At 61.2% G+C, this 13,930-nt stretch carries 8 protein-coding genes; 5 read left to right on the top strand and 3 right to left on the bottom strand.

Going from position 1 to position 13,930, the window contains the following annotated elements; translation table 11 throughout:
* Positions 1–45: 45 nt before the first annotated feature.
* Positions 46–474: an Lrp/AsnC family transcriptional regulator gene (locus C934_RS0105570; protein WP_018855717.1), complete on the top strand. Its 429-nt coding sequence runs from the start codon at positions 46–48 to the stop codon at positions 472–474.
* Here C934_RS0105570 and C934_RS0105565 read toward each other — a convergent pair.
* The 3 genes from C934_RS0105565 to C934_RS0105555 form a co-directional block, all read right to left on the bottom strand.
* Entirely contained in the window at positions 471–6,581 is a 6,111-nt protein-coding gene (locus tag C934_RS0105565) for a translocation/assembly module TamB domain-containing protein (protein WP_026371585.1), read from the bottom strand. The genes C934_RS0105570 and C934_RS0105565 overlap by 4 nt on opposite strands.
* 68 nt (positions 6,582–6,649) lie before the next feature.
* Positions 6,650–8,581 (bottom strand): autotransporter assembly complex protein TamA, encoded by a 1,932-nt coding sequence (locus C934_RS0105560; protein ID WP_026371584.1) that lies wholly within the window; start codon positions 8,579–8,581, stop codon positions 6,650–6,652.
* A 170-nt stretch (positions 8,582–8,751) separates the two neighbouring features.
* Positions 8,752–9,015, bottom strand: a complete 264-nt coding sequence (locus tag C934_RS0105555; RefSeq protein ID WP_025662706.1) for a glycine zipper domain-containing protein — start codon at positions 9,013–9,015, stop codon at positions 8,752–8,754.
* A gap of 268 nt (positions 9,016–9,283) precedes the next feature.
* Here C934_RS0105555 and C934_RS0105550 point away from each other — a divergent pair, with 268 nt between their 5' ends.
* The 4 genes from C934_RS0105550 to hemA form a co-directional block, all read left to right on the top strand.
* Positions 9,284–9,775 carry a (2Fe-2S)-binding protein gene (locus C934_RS0105550; protein ID WP_018855713.1) on the top strand — a complete coding sequence of 164 codons (492 nt, stop codon included), beginning with the start codon at positions 9,284–9,286 and terminating at the stop codon, positions 9,773–9,775.
* Between the two features lie 81 nt (positions 9,776–9,856).
* Complete coding sequence (locus C934_RS0105545; RefSeq protein ID WP_018855712.1) at positions 9,857–12,202, top strand: xanthine dehydrogenase family protein molybdopterin-binding subunit; 2,346 nt, start codon at positions 9,857–9,859, stop codon at positions 12,200–12,202.
* Positions 12,203–12,214: 12 nt separating this feature from the next.
* Entirely contained in the window at positions 12,215–13,012 is a 798-nt protein-coding gene (locus tag C934_RS0105540) for an FAD binding domain-containing protein (protein WP_018855711.1), read from the top strand.
* Between the two features lie 193 nt (positions 13,013–13,205).
* Positions 13,206–13,930: 5-aminolevulinate synthase (gene hemA, locus C934_RS0105535; protein ID WP_018855710.1), on the top strand; the 725-nt coding region annotated here is incomplete at its 3' end.

Here is a 13,930-nt window from a genome sequence, read left to right as displayed (position 1 = left end):
TATGATTGACCAGTTTGATAAGTGCATTTTGACAAAGTGGCAGCCATGGACGATCTCGACCAAGAACTTCTCAGCGCCTTGCGACACAATGCGCGCACGCCGGTTTCTTCGCTGGCGGCAATGACCGGTGCATCGCGTGCGACGGTCGCGGCGCGCATCGACCGGCTGGTTGCCAACGGCACAATCACGGCGTTCACCGTTCGCACCGGCCATGAAACCCGCGCGGCCGGAGTGCGCGCGATCGTCATGATCGAAGTACTCGGCAAGCTTGCGGACAAGGTCGCCGATCAGCTCCGTGGATTGCCGCAGGTGCGTGCCCTGCACAGCACCAACGGGAAATGGGACTTCATTGCCGAACTTGAGGACCGCGACCTCGTCTCCTTCGACGAAACGCTTCGCCGCATCCGGCTCATCAATGGCATCAATACGACGGAAACCAACATCCTGCTGAAAACCAGCAAGACCGGTTTCTAGTATTCGTGTTCGTAAACGACGCCGGCTTCCCCTTCGCCGTCGCCACCCGCGCCGGCGCGCAACTTCACGCCACGGCCGACATCGAAATTGATGATTGCCTTCGCGCCGCCCTTGCCGGTGGTCTGCTGCAATTCGAAATAAGTCCGGTCATTCAGGTAGCGGCCAACGCTGACGGTGGTGCGGCCTTTGGCATCGGTGCTGATGTCGAAATCGTCGACGCCAAGCTGATTGCGCAGGCCCTGGAACAGCGATCCGGAGCGCCCGCCGGCCAACTGGGCGACGGCATCGGCAAGCTGAGCGATCTGAACCGGCGACAGCCTCGACATTGATTGACCGAAGATCAGTTGCGCCAGAACTTCGTCTTGCGGGAGGGCCGGAGACGACGAGAAGGTGATCGAGGGATCGGTTGCGAGCCCGCTGACATCGACCGTCAGCGTCGTGGAACCGGAAGTGGAGCTTGCCTCCAGCTCAAGGGCGGGGGTGAGGTCACCGGCAAAGGTGATACGGCTTCTATTGGTGAAATCGAGGCGTCGGTTGAGAATCGTCAGGCGACCGCGCCGCATGGTGAAGCCGCCGGAAACGACGGGCTCCGCCGCCGTTCCCCTGATCGTGACGCTACCGCCCAGTTCGGCATCGATACCGCGACCACGCACGAAGATCTGCGAGGGAGCGTCCAGCTGAAGATCGAGATTGAAGGAGTTGGATTTCGCGCGGGCACCCTGCTGCGACTCGTCGCGCAACTGGGCAAGAACCCCCTTGGGGGCGTTGACGTGCTTGACGTCGATTTCGCGCAGCGAGGTCGGCAGCCTCTCGGGGACGGTGATCGAGGCTCTTTCCAGATGCAGCCTGCCGTTCAGGGTGGGATTTGCGAGCAGCGGACCGCGCAAACCGATCGTGCCGTCGACGGTCGCCACCACGAGCGTTCCATCGACGTAGACCGCTCTGTCGAGCCTGACGTCGATGTTCGCAGGGAAGTTGGAGGCAGGTTGGATTCCGATGCTGCCGGATGCTGAGATGCTGCCACCGCTGGCAAGCTGGCCAGTCAGGCGCGAGATCACGGCTTGGTTTCCGGTGAACCGGATGTCTGCCGCCAGATTGTTGATCGCAAGGTTGCGACGGACATCGACGATCCTTGCGCCACTGGTCGCAACCGTGCCGTTGATCAACGGCGCGGCCGCGGTGCCGCCAATCTGCAGATCAAAATTGGCCCTGCCATCGGCAACGAACCCCTGGGCGGCAAGCTGCGCACCGAGCACGGCGAACGGCAGGTTGCCGGAAAAGCGCAGGTCCAGCGCGCGATTGCCTGTAATGCCAACGTTGCCACCGCCCCGCAGGGACAGCCCGCTCTCGCCCGTCACATTGGTGTCGATCGTCAGCCGGTTGTCTTGCAGTCTTCCGTTCGCAGTTATGCTGAGCGGCGAAAGCCCGGCGCTTCTGGTCTGGCTGGTGGCGGCGCCCCTCCAGTCAAGGTTGAATTCCACAGCGGGCACGGGCAGTCGGCCCGATGCCCTGACGGTGCCCGAAACATTGCCTTCGGCGGCAAGCCCCGGAACGAAAGCGTTGGCAAGCCCGGCGGGAAGATTGGAGATGTCGGCATTGGCCGTCAGCGACGGGGCATTCGGTCCAGTGATGACAAAGTTGCCGCCAGCTCTCATCGACACGCCGCTGCCGCTTAGGTTCGTCGTGAAGTCGACCCTGCCGTCCGCAAGCCTTCCGCTTGCATTCGCCGAAAGCGGCCGGATACCGGATGCCCTCGTCTGCGTGGTTGCGACATTCCTCCAGTCCAGCCTGAAATCGATGATTGGGTTGGTCGCTGTTCCCGACGTCCTTGCCGTGCCCGAGATGGTTCCTTCCGCCCCCAGGTTCGGGACGAAGCCATTAGCGAGGCTCGCGGGCAGATCCACGATATCGGCATCGACCGAGAGGCCCGCGACTCCGGCGCCTTGGAGGATTGCCGTACCCCTTGCCTTCAGCAGGGTGGTGCGAGTGCTGTTCAGCGTTGCATCAAAGGAGAGCCTGTTGTCGGCGAGGTTGCCGGTCGCGTTCAGCCGAAGGCCAGAAAGGCCGGCAGCCCTGGTCTGACGAGTCCCGGCGTTGTTCCAATCGAGCTTGAAATCGACGGCCGGCATCGGTAGCGATCCGGACGCGGTTGCCGTTCCCGAGATTGTTCCTTCGGCACCGAGATCAGGCATGAAGTTGTTTGCCAGCGCGGCAGGAAGGTTGCGAAGCGTGGCATCCGCCTGCAGGCTCTTCACGGCCGTACCTTCGACAGTAACCTTTCCTTTCGCCGTGAGGGCGGAGCCGCCATCGCCGTCGAGATTCGTCTCGAAATCGAGCGTGTTGTTGGCGAAGGTTCCCTTGGCGCCAAGTGCGAGGGCGGAAAGGCGTGCTTCCCTCGTCTGAGTGGTTGCGAGGTCCTTCCAGCTGACGTCGAAGTTTGCCGTCGGCTGTTGCAGCGTCCCGGAAGCGGACGCGGTGCCTGATATCGTACCACTGGCGCCGAGGTTCGGGACGAACGCGTTTGCCAGGCTTGCGGGAAGATTGCGTATCGTGGCGTTGGCCGTCAGGTCCTGGATTTTCGTTCCCGCCAGGGAGACGTTGCCGGAGGCGTTCAACGCCACCCCGCCGTCCGCCCTAAGGTCGCTCTGGACGGTCAATTTTTCATCCGCGAAATTGCCCGTCGCCGTCAAGTTGATGCCAAAGAGGCGGGCTGCCCTGGTGTGGCTGGTGGCCGCGTCCTTCCAGGAAAGGTCGAAGGTTGCTGTCGGTTTCGGCAACTTGCCGGAGGCCGATATCGTGCCTGATATCATGCCTTCCGCGGCAAGATTCGGCACGAAGCCGTTGGCCAGGGCAGCCGGAATGTTGGCGAGCTGCCCATCGAGCTTCAGCGTCTGAGCGTCGGCGCCTGCCACGGTGTAGGTGCCGGTCGCCTTTAGCGACATGTTGCCGCTACCGCGTGCGTAGGTGTTGAAGCTGAGAATATTGTCCTTGAGGTTGCCGCTCGCCGTCAGCCCAAGCGACGAGAGCTTGGCGCTTCTGGTCTGGCTCGTCGCGGCATTCTTCCAGTTCAGTTTGAAATCGAGCGCCGGGTCGGGCAGCTTCCCGGCCGCCGTGACGTTGCCCGAGATCGAACCTTCGGCGGCAAGATCCGGAACAAATGCATTCGCCAATCCGGCCGGGATGTTGACGATATCAGCATCCACCTTCAGCGACTGCGCGTTCGGGCCACCGGTCACGACATTGCCAGCGGCCTTCAGCGATACGCCGCCCTTGCCGCTGAGGTTCGTTTGAAAATTGAGTGTGTTGTCGGCAAAGGTCCCGTTTGCACCGATCGCCAGCGGCGACAGGCCGGCGCCCTTTGTCTGGCTGGTGGCGGCATCCTTCCAATTCAGGTCAAAGTTGGCAATCGGCGCTGCCGGTGTGCCGGTCACGACGACCTTCCCCGAAATTGTGCCTGCGGCATCGAGCTTCGGCACGAAACTGTTGGCAAGGCTTGCGGGCAAATTCCGGATGTCCGCCTTGATATCAAGAGTCTCGCCGACGGTACCGCTCAGGTGGACCGAGCCATCGCCGGTCTTCAGTTCCATCGCATCAAGCGTCACGGTGCCGCCACTGATCGACACTTCCGACGGCGACGCAAGCTCCACCGGAATGTTGCGCGGTTTCGCCGAGAAACGGTCGAGGCGAAGCAGCGTCGTGCCGGCGTTCACCTCGACATTCCCCGATGCGACCAACGGATTGGCATCATAGCTGGCGCCGAGATCGAAGTTCGTCCGGTTCTGTTGCTGCGTGAAACTCAGCTCCAGGCTTTCAGCCTTGTTAGGACCGGAAGCAAGTTCCTCCGCTTTGATCGTGCCAGTCGCGGCAAATGCTTTGAGGTCGGTGACCGCGACGTTGATGTCTGGCCTGACGATGGCAAAGGTGTCACGTTTCAGGCCGCTGCCAGATGCTACGACCTTGAGGGCGATCCTGCCGTTGTCGTTGGCGATATCGACCGATCCCTTCAGGTCGCCTTCTGCCTTCTGTCCGGCAAGTGCCGCGAGAAGGCTGATATCCGGGAAGTCGAACGTCGCCTGTCCGGTCGGCGCAAACGCCGGCGACAGTTCGACGTGGCCGGTCAGGCGATTGTTGCCGACGTCGGCGGCGATCGACGGCAGCCGGATGTTTCCGTCCACGGCCTGAACAGCGGTGCTGACGTTGATCGGCTGGTTGTCGATCGTGCCCTTGGCGGTGATGTCTGCTTGCGGCGCCTTCGGGTCCGCCGTTCCGGAAACGTTGATGTCGAGGTCTTTGACCTGCCGGCCGGCCATTACCAGTGATGGCCCTTTGATATTGGCCGCTATTGCGAGAGCCGAAACATTGCCTTTTGCGCTTAGCTGGTAGTTCAATTCGCCCGCTGCGCCTGCCAGCAGCGGCTGCATATCCGGAATACGACCCGAGAGGTTGGCATCGAGCCTATCTTCGTCGAGCACGACCGCGCCGGTCGCCTCGAGGGAGCTCGACTTGATGGAGAGGTTCGAGACGTTGAATTTCGAAGGAACGGTTCCCGCGACCTGGCCCTCGATCACGATTGGTGCGTTGAAACGCGTCGCGACCGCAGGCGGCAGCGCGGCTGGCTGGATGGTCAGCTTGGCATTGCCGGTCAACGCGCTGGCGCTCAATTTGTAGGAACCGTTGAGGGCTGCTGTTGCCGAAGCGCTTTCGATCGTGGCGCCGTTGAAGCCGAGCGCATCCGGCGAAATCTGCAATGGCAGGGTGATGGTAACGGGGCCTTGAATTGCCCGGTTGATGTCGGGATTGACGAAGGACGTATCACCGGCGGCGAGCGTAATCTGAACGCTTCCGGTGCGACCGGCGAGATTGAAATTGTCGCTCTTTGCCGTCAGCTTCACGTTGCCAATCGTCGCCTGGGGCAACATGGCGGAATCGAGGGAGGCGCTGGCGTTGAGGCGGGAGGCCTTGGCGTCGCCGGTCAGGGAAAGATTGATGCCGGAAATTAGAAACCGCGCTTCGCCTTCGGTCAGCGGCCAGCGGAAATCGACGGGTCCCGATGTTCCCAAGAGATTGGCGTTCAGGCTGTTCTTGCCTCGTGGATCTAGCGTGCCCGATGCGGCGATGACCATCGCGCCGGTTGCCAGATTGCCGGTCTGGATGTCGATCTTTCCCCTGTTGTCGAAGTTCGCGGCGACGTCGATGTTCGTCTGCCCGGCAAAGAGCGGACGGAAGGCCGCTGGCAGCAGCGAGCTGAGGTCGCCACCACCCTTGAGGTCGAGGTGGTGAAGGCTTTCCGGCGTCAGCGTGTGGTGCGCTTCGATCGAGGCGCGTTGCTGTCCGTCGAGTGCTGCCTGCAGCTGGCCTCGCCAATCCGAGATCGGTCCATCTCCGGTCAGGCTGATTTCCACCGCCGGGTTGCCGGGCAGCGCCAGGACACCTGCGAGCAACCCGCCCTTTGGTTCCGTCAGTTTTGCCTTCACCCGCAACTGGTTGCGATCCGGCATGAAGGCGACATCGGCGATCAGCTTGGCATCCGGAACATCGTGACGGCGGACATTGATCGAGGCATTGCCGCCTTCATTGTCGGCACGCAGGCTGCCGTCCGCGGCAAGTGTGAAGGCCCGCCCGATCAGCGGTTCGGCGAGGTTGATCTCCGGCAGGGCGATCTTGTCTATGTCGAGCTTGATCGGCAACGAGAAGCCGCTGTCGCTTTGACCCTCTGCAGCCGGACGGGACGGAAGTGTGCGCACCGGTTGTCTGAGGATGTGGATTGCCGCGGCTTCGACGCTTGTGGCATGGAACCGGCCGGTTAGGAGCGCCAAGGGATTCCAGTTAATCGCCAGCCTGTCGACCCGAGCGAAGACGCCCCTGGTGTCGGAGAGCACGATTTGGCTGGCGCGCAGCCCGCCAGTCAGCAGCCCGCCGGGATCCTGAACCTTGATGGTCATATCCCGATTCGAAAGGCTCGAGGCGACCCTGTCGGTGACGATGCGCGCGCCAAAGGACGTGAAGCCGAAAACACCGATGGCGATGGCAAGAAGGACCAGCACGACACCAGCCGAATAGGCCAGCAGTCGCACGATCCAGTTCAAGATTTTCGCCAGTGTCTGCATGGCCGCGGACATTACTCCGTTTCTATGGCGGCTCAAGGCGCGCGAGGCGCCACGAGCCGCGAGCGGGTTTAGAATGACTGACCGATGCCAGCGTAGATGCCGAAATCCGTGCCACCCTCGTACTTGTTGAGCGGTACTGCAAAATCAAGCCGCAGTGGACCAAATGGCGTCGCATAGCGAACGCCGATGCCTGCACCGGCCCGAATGTCGGAAAAATCGGGCGCAATGTCTGCTGAAACCGTCCCGACATCGATGAAGGGCACTATCCCGATCGTATCGGTAACCTTTATCCGGGTCTCGAACGACGCAGTGACATAGGATGCGCCACCGGTCTCTTCATTGTCGGCGTTGCGGGGCGAGATCTCCTGGTAACTGAAGCCGCGAACCGAGCCGCCACCGCCAGCAAAGAATCGGCGTGTAGCAGGAATGTTCTGGAGATCGTCTGCCCCGACAAGGAAACCTGCGGCAAGCTTGCCGGCAAGAACGATGCGGTCCTCCGCTCCCAGCGCATGATATCCGGTGATCAAGCCCTCGAAGCTCGAGAAGAAGGTCCCGTTGTAGGTCTCGTAGCTTGGCGTTGCCTTGAGCATCCCCCGATAGCCCTCGGTCGGATCGAACTTGTTGTCGCGCGCATCGCGGTCATACTGGAAAGGCAGCGAGAAGGTCAGGTAGCTGTTGTTGCCAAAGGCATCGTCATCGCGTTCCCAGCTCACCTCGCCGGCGCCGGTTATCGTATCCAGGTCCGACAGCTCGTAGGAAAGACCGAGGGAGGCGGTGACGAGTTTTGCAGTATAGGCGTCGGGGTTTTCGGTTTTGGCAAGGACGCTGGCCCGCAAAGTCGCGGCCGGTACAAACGCGCCGGGTTTGGTGAAGGTAATACCGGCTGAATAGTCGAGATCGCCGATGTTGGTCGTTTCGCCCAAGCGGCCCACAGACCCTTCGATGCGCAGCGCCTCCGCCTCGCCGAAGAGATTGCGATGACCCCAATAGCCGTTGATGCCGAAGCCGTCCGTTGTCGAATACTGGGCGCCGATGCCGAGATAGCGCCGCTTGCCCTCCGACACCTCGATCGTCATCGGCAAAGTGCCGTCTGGCGCCAGTTCGTCAGCCTCGTGGATGGTGACGCTCGAGAAGACGCCCAATGCGCGCAGTCGTTCGCCTGCCTTTCGCAGCGCCTCCGGCGAATATTGTTCACCCTTGTTCAGCCGCGAATAGCGCTGGATGAAGCCCGGTCGAACGGCCTTTTCGCCCGTGACGCCGACATCGCCAATTGGGGCGACCGGGCCACCCTCGGCGGCGAGGACAATGTCAACCGTGCTCGTCCTGTGGTCGGCTATGACCTTGCGGGTCGTCAACTTCGCCAGCGGCCGGCCTTCGCTTTTCAGCTGCTCGACGATTTTGTCGCCAGCCTTGATGATCGTCAGCGAACCGGCTGTCTCACCCGGAGCAAGATCGTAGTCGGCTGGATTGCGTCGTGCAGCATCGCCGCCGAACTGCACCTCACGGACCTTGAAGACGGGACCTGCGGCAACGCTGATTGTCACCGGTACTGGGCGCGAGCGATTGAAGGTGGGATTGGGCGGCAGGTCATCGATGTTTCGACCATCAACCCTGATCGTTACGATGCCGCCGTAGCGGGCCTTTTCAAAGAGGGCGGCAAGCAGGCGTTCGCGGTCGTCTCTGGCCTTGACGACGACGCCCAGATCGCCCGAGACGGGCCGATCCTTGTCGCCGACCAGACGGGAACTGTTTTCCAATGCTTCCTTGAGATCGGGATCGCTCGCGTCGGTCGTCAGTGTCACATCGTAGCGCACCGGATCGGGCACCTGGTCGCTGGCCGATTCGTCGTCCTTGCCCCACAACGTGATGCCGAAAAGCTTGAAGGCGAAAGCCTCTGAGACGAGAGCCGGCGAAAACGCAAATGCAGCCGCGACCACCAACATGGTGCCTACGCGCCGATACGCTATACCCGGTTTCGGTGCCGTCCCTCTAATCTGCATCCACCGCTTTTGGTTACACTAGAATTAAGCTTCGCGCCCCCCGGCCGGCGGCAACCTTAGCGGCAAAATTCCTCGACGTGTACCGTTTTAAATCGCTTAGCCGCTGAAATGGTGGAAAAAAAAGAAATCCCGGGCGCCGAACCCGGGATTCGAGATGATTTCGGACCGGCTCAATAGTCGCCGCGGCAATCGTCGATATACCGGCGGCCATACTCGTCGCGATAGTAGCACTGTCCCGGCTGCTCCGCGACGCGGCCGATAAGAGCGCCCGAAACGCCGCCGACCGCCGCGCCAACGGCTGCCCCGCGTACATTTCCCGTCACCGCGCCGCCGATGATCGCGCCGGAGGCTGCGCCGATGCCTGCCCCGCGCTCAGTCGGTGTACAGCTTGCGATCGACAGGCCGATCAAGGCGAATGCGACAATCTTCTTTATCAAAATATTCTCCTAGGTTGGTCGCCCTCAATAAGAGCTGTGGCCGTCCCTGATTCTTTTTTGTCATGCTAGCCGTCAAACTGTGGCGCAAAAGCAGCGACCCTGCCTTCGGCTTCCGCTTTCGCACAATTGGTGGTGCAATTGCGCGCAAATGCGCCACAACCGAACGCGCTGAATTTTAATTAGCCTCCCTAAAGTAGTGGTTGATCCCAAAGCGAAAACGTCAAATGATACCGTCCGCGCCTGGAGGAGGCGCGAGGAGGAAATCATGGCGAAAGTGAAACTGACGGTGAACGACCGGGCAGTCAGCGGTGACTGTGAAGAGCGTACGCTTCTTGTCCATTTTATTCGCGAAAAACTCGGCCTGACGGGAACGCACGTCGGCTGCGATACCAACCAATGCGGTGCCTGTGTCGTTCACATGGATGGCAAGTCAGTGAAGAGCTGCTCGATCCTTGCCGTCCAGGCGTCGGGTTCGACGATCACCACCATCGAGGGGCTTGCCAGCAACGGTGAGCTGCATCCCGTTCAGGCTGCCTTCAAGGAACACCACGGCCTGCAATGTGGATTCTGCACGCCAGGCATGGTGATGACGGCCGTCGACATGATTTCGCGCCACGGAGGCGATCTGGACGAGAAAACGGTCCGCCATGAGCTCGACGGCAATATCTGTCGCTGCACCGGCTACCACAACATCGTCAAAGCCGTTCTGTCTGCCAACGAGCAGATGCATGGCGCTGCCAAGCAGGCGGCCGAGTAGCTCTCAGGATTGTCTGGCTGACTGCCGAACACGATTCTCTTTGGCGGAATGCCAGGCCCGAAACCCCATTGGGAGGACATTATGGGTGTTGAAGGAATTGGTGCGCGCGTCGCACGAAAAGAAGACAAGCGGTTCCTGACCGGCAAGGGCCGTTACACGGACGACATGGTCGTGCCGGGCATGAAATTCGCCTATTTCATCCGCAGTCCGCATGCGCATGCCAAGATCACGAGGATTGATGCCGCCTCGGCAAAGGCAATGCCGGGTGTTATCGACGTGCTTGATGGCAAGCAGTTGCTCGCTGACGGGATCGGCAACCTCATCTGCGGCTGGATGATCCATTCGAAGGATGGTTCGCCGATGAAGATGGGCGCCTGGCGCCCGCTGGCGGTGGAGACCGTTCGTTATGTCGGCGATGCCGTTGCCATCGTTGTCGCAGACTCGCTCGCCGAAGCGCGCGATGCCGCGGAAGCCGTCGTCATCGACTACGAGGAATTGCCTGTGGTCGTCGAGGCAGTCGAGGCGCTGAAACCAGGAGCTTCGCAACTTCATCCGGAAGCTCAGAACAACCTGATCTTCGACTGGCAGCTCGGCGATGGTGCGGCAACCGACAAGGCCATTTCCGAAGCGGCGCACGTCACGGAAATCGAGATCCACAACAACCGCCTGTCTCCCAATGCGATGGAGCCGCGCGCTGCGCTCGGTATCTATGACGCTGCCGAAGATCACTATACCTGCTACACGACCAGCCAGAACCCGCATGTCGCGCGCCTCGTGATGAGCGCGTTCTACAATGTCGCGCCCGAGAACAAGCTTCGGGTGATCGCCCCAGATGTCGGCGGCGGCTTCGGCTCGAAGATCTACATCTATCCTGAGGAGATCGTCTGTCTCTGGGCTTCCAAGAAAACAGGCGTGCCGGTGAAATGGAACTCCGATCGCACGGAGGCCTTCCTCACGGATGCGCATGGCCGCGACCACGTCTCCAAGGTCAAAATGGCTTTCGACAGCGACCATCGCATCATCGGGCTGAAGGTCGACACCATCTGCAATCTCGGCGCCTATATGTCGCTGTTTTCGTCGGCGGTTCCGACCTATCTCTACGCGACGCTGCTGTCCGGCCAATACGATATTCCGGCCATCCATGCCAACGTGCGGACGGTCTACACCAACACCGCGCCGGTTGACGCCTATCGTGGTGCCGGCCGTCCCGAGGCGACCTTCCTGCTTGAACGGACGATGGAAACGGCGGCCCGCGAGCTTGGTATTTCGCCCGCCGAGTTGCGGCGGAAGAACTTCATCCGGGCCTTCCCGCATCAGACGCCTGTGATCATGAACTATGACGCGGGCGACTACGAAGCATCGCTCAATGCGGCGATGCAGGCGGCCGACTGGAACGGCTTCCCGGCGCGCAAGGCCGAGGCTGCCAACCGCGGCCTGAAGCGCGGTCTCGGCATGAGCTGCTACATCGAGGCGTGCGGCATAGCGCCCTCGCAGGCGGTCGGATCGCTTGGTGCGGGCGTCGGCTTGTGGGAGTCGGCAGAGGTTCGCGTCAATGCGGTAGGCACGATAGAAGTGCTCACCGGGTCGCACAGCCACGGGCAGGGGCACGAGACGACATTCGCGCAGCTTGTGTCGGATCGTCTCGGCGTTCCGCTGGAGAGCGTGTCGATCGTGCATGGCGACACCGACAAGGTGCAGATGGGCATGGGCACCTACGGCTCGCGTTCAGGCGCTGTCGGCATGTCTGCTGTGGTCAAGGCGCTCGACAAGGTCGAAGCCAAGGCCAAGAAGATCGCCGCCCATCTGATGGAAGCCGACGAAGGCGATATCGTCATCGAGAACGGTGAGGTGAAGGTTGCCGGTACAGACAAGAGCCTTCCCTGGTTCCAGGTGGCGCTGGCCGCCTACACCGCACACAACCTGCCGGGCGGCATGGAGCCGGGGCTGAAGGAAACTGCCTTCTACGACCCGTCCAACTTCACCTTCCCCGCCGGCTGCTATATCTGCGAAGTCGAGGTCGATCCGGAAACCGGCAAGACCGAGATCATCCAGTTCGTCGCTGCGGACGATTTCGGCAACATCATCAATCCGATGATTGTCGAGGGCCAGGTGCATGGCGGTATTGCGCAGGGGATCGGCCAGGCCCTGCTCGAGGGCGTGCATTATGACGAGAACGGTCAGTTGTTGACGGCAAGTTTCATGGACTACGCCATGCCGCGCGCCGACGACTTGCCGTCGTTCAAGGTGTCGCATCAGGTAACGCCGTCCCCGAGCAATCCGCTCGGCATCAAGGGGTGCGGCGAGGCTGGCGCGATCGGGTCTCCTCCGGCACTCATCAATGCCATCACCGATGCCATCGGCAACAACATGCTGACGATGCCCGCCACACCACAGAAAGTGTGGATGGCAGCGCGCGCGGTTCATTGAGGAGGAACGACGATGTATCAGACCAACTATCACCGCGCGTCCTCGGTCGATGAAGCCGTCAGGATGATTTCGGGAACATCCGAAGGCAAATATGTCTCCGGCGGCATGACGCTCATACCGACGATGAAGCAGCGTCTCGCCGCGCCGAGCGACCTCGTCGATCTCAGGCATATTCCGGCGATGCAGGGCATCAAGGTCGATGGTCGCAAGGTGACCATCGGGGCGGCCACATCGCACGCCGAAGTCGCTGCATCAGCGGCTCTGCGTGCGGTTTGTCCCGCCATCTGCGACCTTGCCGGCATGATCGGCGATCCGCATGTCCGTCATATGGGCACGATCGGTGGTTCGATTGCCAACAACGATCCTGCGGCGGACTATCCCTCGGCCATGTTGGCGCTGAATGCCAGCATCGTCACCAACAAGCGCGAGATTGCTGCTGACGATTTCTTTACCGGCTTGTTCGAGACGGCCTTGGAAGATGGTGAACTGGTCACCGCCATCAGTTTCGAGACGCCCGAGAAAGCGGGATATTCGAAGTTTCCAAATCCGGCATCGCGTTATGCGATGACGGGGGTCTTCGTTACCAAGGGCGCTGGTGGCGTAAGGGTTGCCGTCACCGGGGCGGGAGCCAACGGCGTCTTCCGCGAAACCGCCATGGAAACCGCCCTCAAAGCGAACTGGTCCGCCGGTTCGATCGCTGGCATCGATGTCAATCCTGCCGGACTGATGTCGGATTTGCATGCGAGTGCGGAATACCGCGCCAACCTGATCAAAGTGATGGCCAAACGCGCCGTCGCCGAGGCGGGCTGACACAAACGGTCGGATCGCGAGGCGGCGTGTCTGCCTCGCGATTCTTCGCTGCGTCTGGCCAAAACGAGCTTTTTCGAATTAAAATAATTCAAGGCTATGGGCCTTTTGCCGCAGTTGATGGTAAAGCGATGGCAAAGGGTTGACGTGCGTGCGTCGGTTGGCAACAAACGCTCGCACGACACTGGAGCATGACATGGATTTCGAAGCGTTTTTCAAAAGCGAGCTGGATGGCCTTCACAGCGAAGGTCGCTATCGCGTTTTTGCCGATCTTGAGCGTCACCGCGGCAGCTTTCCGCGCGCCACGCGACACACGGCGGACGGCCCGAAGGAAGTCACGGTCTGGTGCTCCAACGACTATCTCGGCATGGGCCAGAACCCGAAGGTGATCGAGGCGATGAAGAATGCCATCGATCACTGTGGCGCGGGTGCGGGAGGCACCCGGAATATCTCTGGCACCACCCACTATCACGTTCTGCTCGAGCACGAACTGGCCGACCTGCATGGCAAGGAAGCGGCGCTGATCTTCACCTCGGGCTATGTCTCCAACTGGGCAGCGCTCGGCACGCTCGGCGCCAAGATCCCCGGCCTGATCATCTTCTCCGACGCCTTGAACCATGCGTCGATGATCGAAGGCATTCGCTACGCCAAGTGCGACAAGGTGATCTGGAAGCACAACGACATCCATGATCTCGAAGCCAAGCTGGCCGCCGCCGATCCGAAGGCGCCGAAGCTGATCGCCTTCGAATCGGTCTATTCGATTGATGGCGACATCGCCCCGATCAAGGAGATCTGCGACCTCGCCGACAAATACGGCGCGATGACCTATCTCGACGAAGTCCATGCCGTCGGCATGTATGGTCCGCGCGGCGGCGGCATTGCCGAGCGCGAGGGCCTGATGGACCGCCTGACGGTCATCGA

Origin of the sequence: Rhizobium sp. 42MFCr.1 (genome assembly GCF_000377185.1) — a bacterium.
Taxonomy (GTDB): Bacteria; Pseudomonadota; Alphaproteobacteria; order Rhizobiales; family Rhizobiaceae; genus Rhizobium; species Rhizobium altiplani.
Note: the sequence above shows the minus strand (reverse complement) of the source record. Positions and strands in the feature narration are given on the sequence as shown.